We start from the raw sequence: 10,239 nt of genomic DNA, 5'->3' as shown, positions 1-10,239 counted from the left end.
AACGGCTCGATCACCGCCCACGACTCATCAGTCAACTCATGACGACGCACCACGAACAGACCAACGCACCAACCACTTTACGGACACGACCTAGGCGGCCAGGTCGCGCTCCTCGGTCTCCGTGGCCCCGCGGCGCGCCTCCGGGATCAGGGCCTCCTGCCCCCCGGCCGCGGACCGCCGCCGCACCAGCCACCCCACGCGGGGTGATCGCTCCACGGCCGTCATCACGGGCGTCAGCATGGCCGTGGCCAACGGCGACAGCAGCAGGGCGACCGCCGTCCCGAGCGCGAACCCGCCGACGACGTCCGTCGGGTAGTGCACGCCCATGTACACCCGGCAGAACCCTTCGAGCAGGGCCAGCCCGATCCCCACGAGCCCGAACGTGCGGTGGGCGACGAAGAGCCCGACCCCGAGCGCCATCGCGATCGTCGCGTGATCGCTCACGAACGAGAAGTCGGACTTCCCGGCGACCAGGACCTCCAGCCCGTCGTGCTCGAAGAAGGGCCGGGGCCGCTCCACGAATCCCCGTATCGGCACGTTCACCAGCACCGCGACGGCCGCGGCCAGCGGCGCCCACACCAGCGCGGCGACGGAACCCGCCGCCTCCTCGCCGGTGACGCCCTCGCGCCGCCGCACGCTCCACCAGCACGCCAGCACGAGCAGCACCATGGCGAGCAGCAGCCCGTACTCGCCGACGAACTCCATGGTCCGGTCGAACCACCGCGGCGCTTCCTTGGCCAGGCCATTGATGTCGTAGAGCAGCTCGACGTCGGGGTTCGACCCGGATTGCGCGAGTCCAGCCATGGTGCAGCGGCCCCTTCGTCGTCGTCTGTCGGGCGCATCCGTGCATGCGCCGCTCTACCACCCCCGTGGTCCGTAGATCCCGCGTCGATCCGCGTGCTGGATCCGTCCGGTCGGCTACGTCAACAGGAACGCACGACCTCCGTCTCCACGTTCCACATTCCACTGAATGATCACGCAGACGTTACCGAAGAGAGATACATCGCCGCAGCTCAGGGGTGGGGTTCACGTTCCGTCTCCTACCCGTCAGACCGCCGGTGGGAGCGCTTTCGCGCCATCCTCGGTCACCCGGGTGGCACCGAAGTAGTCAGGGGTGTCAATCGGGTCGAACCGGATCACCGTGTTACGCCGCGGCGCGTTGATCATGTACCCGCCACCGACATAAATCCCCACATGCCGGATGGCCCGGGAGTTGGTGAGGTCGTCCGAAAAGAACACCAGATCCCCGGGCAGCAGCTCGTCCCGCCGCGGGTGCGGTCCCGCGTTGTACTGGTCGTTGGCCACCCGGGGCAGGGTGATCCCCACGCTCTCGTACGCCGCCTTGGTCAGCCCCGAGCAGTCGAACCGCCCGCCCTGCTCGGGCGTGCCGTTGCCGCCCCACAGATACAGCGTGCCGAGCTTCTTCTGCGCGTAGTGGATCGCGCCGGCCGCCTGCTCGGAGGGGTCGACCCGCCCGACGGGCGCGGCGAAGCTCTCCTGGAGCGTCGTGATGACCTGGACGTAGTTCCGGGTCTCCTTGTACGGCGGCACGCCCCCGTACCTGATGACGGCGTAGGCGCCCGCGTTGTACGCGGCCAGCATGTTCTTCGTCGCGTCGCCCGGCACGTCCTTCACGTACTTCGCGAGCGTGCAGTCGTAGGAGGCCGCCGACGGGATCGCGTCCTTCGGATCCCACACGTCGCGGTCCCCGTCACCGTCCCCGTCGATGCCGTGCGAGGCCCAGGTCCCCGGGATGAACTGCGCTATCCCCTGCGCCTGCGCGGGGCTGCGGGCCGACGGGTTGAACCCGCTCTCCTGGTACAACTGCGCGGCGAGCAGGGCCGGATTGATGGCCGGGCACAGATTGCCCCACTTCTGCACGAGCGTCTGATAGGCCGCGGGCACCGACCCCTTGGCCAGCTTCCGCCCGGCACCGCCCACTCCGCCCACCAGGTTCCCGGCCACGAGGTACACGCCCACCACGAGCAGCATCACGAAGGCGACCCCGGCACCCACGGCGGCGATCGCCGCGATCCACGCCTTACGCACAGTCAACCGCCCCTCACCACCCGGCAGTACGCCGACGTCAGTGTAGAGGCGACGCCGCGAAACAGCAGGAGGCCCGCTGACCCCACGTCACCGTCCGCCCCACGCACGGCGATAGCCTTCACCCGGAGCACCCCGAGCACCCGGCGCGACCGCTCCGGTCACAAAGAGGGCTCAACGACGGCACCACACCACAGGTTCCGCACCCACCTCGTTGCCCGGCGTTACCTGCCGTGATACACAGAGTGACGATACGAGGTATTCGTACGAAACCCGCCAAGCAATGACGTCAAGTCGACATACGACGGCGCCGTTGTCGGCGAGAATGAGGCCTGACCTCTGCGCACCGCAGGGGACTGCGGAACTACCCAACAGGGGCGGTGACTTACATGCTCTTTGCGGCCGACGAGGGAGACATCAACACCATCATCGGCGGGATCGCTCCGGACTGGGGCCCCTTCGGCAGCCTGGGCAACGAGGCCAAGGTGATGATCGAGGTGGTGATGGCGGTCGCCATCCTCATCTGCCTCGGCATCGCCATCTGGGGGGCGGCCAAACAGCGCATCGGCGCGACGGCCCTCCGGGACACCTTCAGCGCGGAACAGGGCAAGGGCCTCATCATCGCCGGTCTCACCGGGGTGTTCATCATCGGCTCCCTCGGCACGCTCTTCACCATCGTGTACGGCATGGCGGTGTAAGCGCCCACCACGTCCTCCCCGGGCGCGCCCGGTCCCCACTACCCACCACCCGCCCGTCGTGCCCACCGGCTGAGGTTGCGTTTCCCTGATGTCCCTGATGTCGAGTCACCACACCGCGCCCGCGCGGCGACCCGCGCGGCTACCGTCGTACACCTACACGGTCAGTCGGTACGACGGTCTCCGCTACGACATCGAGGGGGCGGACGCGGCATGAGTCCCGGGGACGAACACGAGGCCTCCGGCGGTTACGGCGGCACCGGGCACACCCGCACCCGGCTGCCGGACGGCGAACCCTACGGCGGCACCCCCCGCCGCCCCCGCAACTCCTCCCGAAGCCTCGTCACAGTGGTCGGCGTAGTGGTCCTCCTGATCGCCGCCCTCGCCTTCGCCAACCAAAACCCCGACGCCCCCGCATCCACCGACCCCGGCACCTCGGGCCCGCAGGCGTCATCGACGGCGGCGAGCGGGCAGTCCCCGGTGGAGACCGAAACGGGGGGCATCCCCTCGGGCTTCGCCCGGACCGAACAGGGGGCGCAGTCGGCGGCGGCCAACTACGCGGTGGTGCTGGTCTCCGCCGACATCCTCAAGCCGGCCCGGCGCACCGAGATCGTCCAACAGGTCTTCGTCACCGACAAGCAGGCCGAGCTGGAGGGCAGGTTCAACCAGGCGTACTCCAAGGCGTTCCTGAAGAACGTCGGTCTGGACGACCAGGGCAACGCGGCTGCGGGCAACACCTACATCTCGCGCACCCTGCCGATCGGCACCAAGGTCACGGCCTCCTCGGACTCCGGGGCGACGGTCGAGGTCTGGTGCACGGGCGTGTTCGGCACCACGGGCGCGCGCACGACCACCCCGGTCAGCAGCGACTGGTTCACCATGACGCTCCAGTTGCGTTGGACGGGCAGCGACTGGAAGGTCGAGAACTTCTCCCAGAAGGACGGCCCCGCGCCCGTCCCCGGCGACGACAGGGCGTCCAGCGCCGACGAGATGGCGAAGGCCGTCGAGGAGTACGGAGGCTTCACTTATGCCCGGTAACCAGCGCCGTGTGCTCAAGGTCGCCGTCAGCGTCGCCACCGTTCAGAGCGCCCTCGTTCTGCTGGCCACACGTGCCGTGGCGGCGCCCACCCCCACTCCCACGCCGTCAAACAACAACTGCGACCTCCTCTCGGGGCAGGCCAGGGAGTTGTGCGAGAGCGACACCGGCGACAATGGCGGCGGCGGTGCCCCCTCCCTCAACCCCACCTCCACCCTCGACCCCCTCTCCTCCCTCGCCAAGGGCTGCGCCGACGCCGCCGCCTGGACGATCGACAAGCTCAGCGCCGCCGTGAAGGACACCGCCAACGTCGACTTCACCAACGAGAAGTTCCTCCAGCAGTACGCCGTCGTCTTCGCCGCCTCCACCATCCTCACGCTCCTCCTGTGGCTCCTGGCCGTGGCCAAGCGAGCCGTCCGGGGCGTCCCCCTCTCCACCGCCATCGGCGAAGCCATCGGCTTCCTCTGGCTCACCGTCCTGGCCTCCGCCTTCACCCCCCTGATCCTCTACACCGTCGTCTCGGCCACCGACGGCGTCTCCGAGGTCCTCGCCAAAGCCACCGGCGACCAGACCGACGCCTTCTTCGGCAACTTCTCCGGCGCCCTGGAGAAGGGCGAGAACATCGGCGGCGGCCCGATCATGCTGATCGTCGTCTCCCTGGTCAGCATCCTCGCCGCCGGCGTCCTCTGGCTCGAACTCGTCATCAGGGCCGCCCTGCTCTACGTCGGCGCCCTCCTCGGCACCGTCGTCTACGCCGGACTCGTCGACAAGAACCTCTGGGGCCACGTCCGCCGCTGGGCCGGCATCATGATCGCGGTCATCCTCGTGAAGCCCGTCATCGTGATCGTCCTCGGCCTCGCCGGCGCCCTCAGCGCCGACGACGGCCCCGACGCCTTCTCCGCCGTCGTCTCCGGCCTCGCGATCATCCTGCTCGCCATCTTCGCCTCCGCGATGATCTACCGCTTCGTCCCCGGCTTCGGCGACGAGATCGCCGGCTCCCGCAACAACCGCATCATGCAGAACGCCGAGGGCAAGGCCGCCGCCGTGATCAGCTCCCCCGCCACCCTGGTCGCCCAGGGCATCAAGACCCACAGCACCCGCGCCGACAACAACGGCCAGGCCCAATCCGGCGGTGGCGGCGCCCGCCCCGCCAACCAGGCCGCCGGCGGCGTCGCCGCGCACAGCTCCCGCCCGTCCGGCGGCGGCGGATCCGTCCCCTCCGCCGCACCCGCCCCCCGCTCCTCCAGCCCCATCAACACGCCCCACGCCAGCAACACCCGCAACAGCAGCGGCAACCGCTCGGGAGGTGATGGGCGTTGACGACCGAGTCCCACCTGTCCCATCCGGTCACGCCCCGCCGTACCTATCTGATCGGCCGCGCCCGGCCGAACGCGATCGTCGGCCGGAACCGGGAGACCGGCGAGATCGCACTGATCATCGTCGGCGCCTTCCTCGGCATGATGTGCGGGCTCCTCGTCCCGGTGCTGTCCCTGCGGATCGTGCTCCTGATGGGCTTCCCGATGCTGGCGCTCGCGGCGGTCTACGTGCCGTACAAGCACCGCACGCTCTACAAGTGGTTCGAGATCAACCGCAGTTACAAGCGCACCCTGCGGCAGAACGCCACGTACCGCTCCGGCGTCATGGAGGCCGGCACCCGGCTCGACGGGCGCGAGATCGAGATCGGCCCGCCCCCGGGCATCGGCCGCATCACCTGGCTCGCCGCGCCGTTCGGCCCCGACGAGATCGCCGTACTGCTGCACGCGGACCGCAAGACCGTCACCGCCGCCATCGAGATCGAGGGCCCCGGCGTCGGCCTGCGCGACAGCGAGGACCAGGAGGCCCTCGTCGACCGCTTCGGCACCCTCCTCAAGCACGTGGCCAACGGCGACGGCTTCGTCACCCGCATCCAGATGCTCGCCCGCACCCTCCCCGCCGACCCGGACGCGCACGCCAAGGACGTTGCCGTACGCGGCGACGAACGCTCGCTGCCCTGGCTCCAGCAGTCCTACGACCAGCTCCAGTCGATGGTGTCGACCAGCAGCGAGCAGCACCGCGCCTACCTCGTCGCCTGCATGCACTACGGCCGCGAACTCGCCGCCGAGGCCCACGCCATGGCCCGCGCCGCCCGCCCGCACGGCGGCAAGGCGGACCGCGACGCCGGCCTCGCCGTCGTCATGGCCCGCGAGCTGACGGACATCTGCTCCCGACTCCAGGAAGCCGACATCCGCGTACGGCAGCCCCTCGGCCAGGGCCGGCTCGCCTCCCTGATCCACTCCATGTACGACCCGGACCACCCCATCGACCACATCCAGGCGATGACCAAGCGCAACGCCTGGCCGGCCGAGCTGGACGCCATGGAGCCCACCTACCTCCAGGCGAAGACCCGCGAGTCCTCCACCCGCGCCCCCTGGTGCCACGCCACGGCCTGGGTGAAGGAGTGGCCGATGACCCCGGTCGGCGTCAACTTCCTGGCGCCCCTGCTGGTCCACACCCCCGACGTCATCCGTACGGTCGCCGTCACGATGGACCTCGAACCCACCGAGATCGCCATCGAACGCATGCTGACGGAGAAGACCAACGACGAGGCGGAGGCGTCCCGCGCCGCCAAGATGAACCGCACCGTCGACCCCCGCGACATCGCCGCCCACAACCGCCTCGACCAGCGCGGCGAGGACCTCGCGAGCGGCGCCGCCGGCGTCAACCTGGTCGGCTACATCACCGTCTCCTCCCGCCACCCGGAGGCACTGGCCCGCGACAAGCGCACGATAAGAGCGTCGGCCGGAAAGTCGTATCTGAAGCTGGAGTGGTGCGACCGCGAGCACCACCGGGCCTTCGTGAACACGCTCCCGTTCGCCACCGGAATCCGAAGGTAGGGGTTGATGCCCTGATGCGGGACCCGCTCTCCGCCGTCACGGAAGCCTTCACGTCCTTCCTCTTCGGGAAGGTGGAGACCACGCGGCTGCCGGTGCGCACCTCCACGGGCCAGGCCCAGGCGGTCTACCTGCCCACCGCGGCCCCCGGCCTCGGCGACTCCGGAGTCATCATCGGCCGCGAGGTCTACTCCGGGAAGGGCTACATCTACGACCCCTTCCAGCTGTACGGCCAGCAGCTCCCGGCCCCGCACTGGCTGGTCCTCGGCGAGTCCGGCAACGGCAAGTCGGCGCTGGAGAAGACGTACGTCCTGCGCCAGCTCCGCTTCCGCGACCGCCAGGTCGTCGTCCTCGACGCCCAGGGCGAGGACGGCGTCGGCGAATGGAACCTCATCGCCCAGGAGCTGGGAATAACTCCCATCCGCCTGGACCCGATGGCCGCCCTGGATCACGGCATCCGCCTGAACCCGCTCGACCCCTCCATCACCACCACCGGCCAGCTGGCGCTCCTGCGCACCATCATCGAGGTCGCGATGGGGCACGGCCTGGACGAGCGTTCCGGCTTCGCCCTCAAGGTGGCGCACGCCTACGTCAACGAGACGATCGTCGAACGCCAGCCGGTCCTCACCGACATCGTCGAGCAGCTACGGCATCCCGAGCCGGAGTCCGCCGAGTCGATGAACGTCGACATAGACGACGTACGGGCCTGGGGCCTGGACGTGGCGTTGGTCCTGGACCGGCTGGTCGACGGTGACCTCCGGGGCATGTTCGACGGCCCCACGACGGTCGGCATCGACCTCGACGCCCCGCTCATCGTCTTCGACCTGTCCCACATCGACCGCAACTCCATCGCCATGCCGATCCTCATGGCCATCGTCGGCGTCTGGCTGGAACACACCTGGATCCGCCCCGACCGGAAGAAGCGCATCTTCCTGGTCGAGGAGGCCTGGCACATCATCAACAGCCCCTTCGTGGCACAGCTGTTCCAGCGGCTGCTGAAGTTCGGCCGCCGCCTCGGCCTGTCGTTCGTGGCCGTCGTCCACCACCTGTCCGACGTCGTCGACGGCGCGGCCGCCAAGGAGGCCGCGGCGATCCTGAAGATGGCCTCGACCAGGACGATCTACGCGCAGAAGGCCGACGAGGCGCGGGCGACCGGCCGGGTACTGGGTTTGCCCAGGTGGGCGGTGGAAATCATCCCCACACTGACACCGGGCATCGCCGTGTGGGACGTCAACGGCAATGTCCAGGTCGTCAAACACCTGGTCACGGAGACGGAACGCCCGCTGGTCTTCACCGACCGCGCGATGACCGAGTCCTCGGCCGACCTCACCGACGACGCCCTGCGCGCCGCCGAGCTGGAGGCGGAGGAACGGGCGGCGGCGTTCATGGAACAGCACCTCGGCGACTCCGAGTCGACCGTGGCGTAAAGGGGACGGCGTGAGAGCGGACGACCACCGGCGGGATTCCCAGGGCGGTATCCCCGACGGCCTGCTGATCGGCATACTCGGGTTTCTGCTCGGCATGACCCTGCTGGTCTGGACGGCCACCGGCCTGGCCGGCCTGTTCGCGCACGGATCGTGGCCGCGGGGCGTGACGTTCACCGGCACACCGCTCGCCATGCGCCACCTCATCGCTCAGCCGCACGACATCACCGGCGCCTGGCCGCAGACCCCGGGAGCGGAACTCTCGGGGTACGGCCTGTTCTGGGGGCTGTTCATCGGCCAGCTGATGGTGCTGCTCGTGCTGACGCTCTTCGTGATGGGAACGGTCGCGCGCTGGAGAGCGGGCAAGGCGAGCCGCCGGGCGGCAGCGCGGCACACGCCGGCCCCCGAACCCGCCGCCTCGCACGAGGTCCCGACGCCGAGGACCGCGGAAGCCGTCGTGGCGCCGCCGGCCCCGGAGCCGGCGGAGAAGACCCTTCAGCAGAGCGAGCCGGAGCAGACGCCCCCGATCCCCGTGTTCGCGGGCCGGGACGTCGGTGGGTGGGACAGACTCCACGCCACGACCAAGGAGGATCGCCGGACCACCGCGACCGAGGCGATCCGCGAGGCGGACGGCCCCACTCTCGTCGTCACCTCGAACCCGTCCCTCTGGCAGGACACCAAGGACCCCCGAGCCAAGCTGGGCCCCACCCTCCTCTACGACCCCACCCACACCTGCGACACCCCCGCCCGCCTGCACTGGTCCCCCATCACCCACTGCGAGGACAAGGAGACGGCGCTCGCGCGGGCCGCCGCCCTCCTGACCCCGGTCAGCCCCACCTCCCGGCTCGACCAGGCGGTCAGCGACACCGCGCGGACCCTCCTGCGCAGCTATCTGCACGCCGCCGCCCTGGACAACCGCACCATCCGGCACGTGCACCGCTGGTCCCAGGGCACCCAGATGCAGGAAGCGGTACGCACCCTGCGCACCCACCCCAAGGCAGCCCCGGGGGCCGCGGGCGAACTCGAAGCCGCCCTCACCGCCCACCCGGAACGCCGTGACATCGCGCACGAGTTGACCGCTCGCGCCCTCTCGGCGCTGTTCACGCTCAACATCCGGGAATCGTGCACACCCAACCGACCCGACAGCCTCGCCCTGGATTCCTTCGTGGCAGAAGGGGGCACGCTTTATGTGGTCGGTGAATCCATCGAGGACCCCCGGACCAACCCGGGCGCGATGCCCCTGCTCACCGCGCTCGTGTCCAGCGTGGTCGAGCGCGGCCGGCGCATGGCCGAACGGTCATCCTCCGGTCGCCTCGACCCACCACTCACCCTCGTCCTCGACGACGTGGCGGCGGTGGCACCCATCCCCCAACTTCCCTGGCTGCTGGCCGCCGGAGCCGAGCAGGGGCTGCGGACCCTGGCGCTCGTCCGCTCCCGCGAACAGGCCCGTACCCGCTGGCCCCACGACGAGCTCCCGGTCTGACGTCAGCCCCGCTCCAGGACGAACTCCCGCTCGCAGGCCCCCTCCTGCCCGGCCAACGGCACGGTGACACCGCTGGCCTCGAACCCGACCTTCCGGTAGAAGGCCTGCGCCCGCCCGTTCTCCTCATGCACGATGAGCCGCACCCGCTCCAGCCCGCGCGCCCAGCACCACTCCAGCGCCTCGTCGAAGAGCAGCTCGGTCAGCCCGCACCCGCGGTGCTCGGGGCGCATGTACACCCCCACGACGTGCCCCTGGCGGCGCTCCACGGGAAAGCCGGCCCAGTCCGTCGTCCCCGGCTCCTCGACGAGCACGGTCAGCGTCCCGACCAGCTGTCCGTCCGGTCCCTCGGCGACGACCTGCTGAGCACCGACCTCGCCCTCCGCGGCGCGGGCCGCCCGCTCCTGCCAGAACGCGTCCGGACGGGCCACCGCGTCCTCGTACGTCTCCAGAAAGGCGATCGGCGCGACCGGGTCCCGCAGTGCGGCGAGCCGCAACTCCCGCGTCGCCGACCATTCTTCGGCGCGCAGGGACCGAACCACGTACCGCTCTTCGGCGCTGGTGCTCATGGGCCCCACCGTAGTGCCCGCCCCAAAACGCAGAAAGCCCCGCATCCGAAGATGCGGGGCTTTCCCAAAAATTGTTCGGCGGCGTCCTACTCTCCCACAGGGTCCCCCCTGCAGTACCA

9 protein-coding genes are annotated in these 10,239 nt (G+C 70.0%); 6 read left to right on the top strand and 3 right to left on the bottom strand.

What is annotated here, in order from left to right:
- Positions 1-90 precede the first annotated feature (90 nt).
- Positions 91-804 carry a phosphatase PAP2 family protein gene (locus ACZ7LV_RS38820; protein ID WP_471946066.1) on the bottom strand — a complete coding sequence of 238 codons (714 nt, stop codon included), beginning with the start codon at positions 802-804 and terminating at the stop codon, positions 91-93.
- 243 nt (positions 805-1,047) lie between these two features.
- On the bottom strand, positions 1,048-2,055 hold the full coding sequence (locus ACZ7LV_RS38815; protein ID WP_401683291.1) for a C40 family peptidase: 1,008 nt from the start codon (positions 2,053-2,055) through the stop codon (positions 1,048-1,050).
- A 380-nt stretch (positions 2,056-2,435) separates the two neighbouring features.
- Between ACZ7LV_RS38815 and ACZ7LV_RS38810 the strand changes: the two genes are divergently transcribed.
- The 6 genes from ACZ7LV_RS38810 (at position 2,436) to ACZ7LV_RS38785 (ending at position 9,554) form a co-directional block, all read left to right on the top strand.
- A complete protein-coding gene (locus tag ACZ7LV_RS38810; protein WP_006136301.1) occupies positions 2,436-2,744 on the top strand; it encodes a hypothetical protein in 309 nt (102 codons plus the stop codon).
- A gap of 210 nt (positions 2,745-2,954) precedes the next feature.
- Positions 2,955-3,779 (top strand): DUF8175 domain-containg protein, encoded by an 825-nt coding sequence (locus ACZ7LV_RS38805; protein WP_471946065.1) that lies wholly within the window; start codon positions 2,955-2,957, stop codon positions 3,777-3,779.
- Positions 3,769-5,097, top strand: a complete 1,329-nt coding sequence (locus ACZ7LV_RS38800) for a hypothetical protein (RefSeq protein ID WP_471946064.1) — start codon at positions 3,769-3,771, stop codon at positions 5,095-5,097. Before ACZ7LV_RS38805 ends, ACZ7LV_RS38800 begins: the two co-directional genes overlap by 11 nt.
- Complete coding sequence (locus ACZ7LV_RS38795; RefSeq protein WP_471946063.1) at positions 5,094-6,650, top strand: SCO6880 family protein; 1,557 nt, start codon at positions 5,094-5,096, stop codon at positions 6,648-6,650. Before ACZ7LV_RS38800 ends, ACZ7LV_RS38795 begins: the two co-directional genes overlap by 4 nt.
- A gap of 14 nt (positions 6,651-6,664) precedes the next feature.
- Positions 6,665-8,074: an ATP-binding protein gene (locus ACZ7LV_RS38790; RefSeq protein WP_471946062.1), complete on the top strand. Its 1,410-nt coding sequence runs from the start codon at positions 6,665-6,667 to the stop codon at positions 8,072-8,074.
- Positions 8,075-8,084: 10 nt separating this feature from the next.
- Positions 8,085-9,554 carry a type IV secretory system conjugative DNA transfer family protein gene (locus ACZ7LV_RS38785; protein ID WP_471946061.1) on the top strand — a complete coding sequence of 490 codons (1,470 nt, stop codon included), beginning with the start codon at positions 8,085-8,087 and terminating at the stop codon, positions 9,552-9,554.
- Between the two features lie 2 nt (positions 9,555-9,556).
- Here the strand turns inward: ACZ7LV_RS38785 and ACZ7LV_RS38780 are convergent, their stop codons facing one another.
- Positions 9,557-10,120: a GNAT family N-acetyltransferase gene (locus tag ACZ7LV_RS38780; RefSeq protein ID WP_471946060.1), complete on the bottom strand. Its 564-nt coding sequence runs from the start codon at positions 10,118-10,120 to the stop codon at positions 9,557-9,559.
- Between the last annotated feature and the right edge of the window lie 119 nt (positions 10,121-10,239).

Source organism: Streptomyces sp. NPDC107562 (assembly GCF_055657325.1).
Note: the sequence above shows the minus strand (reverse complement) of the source record. Positions and strands in the feature narration are given on the sequence as shown.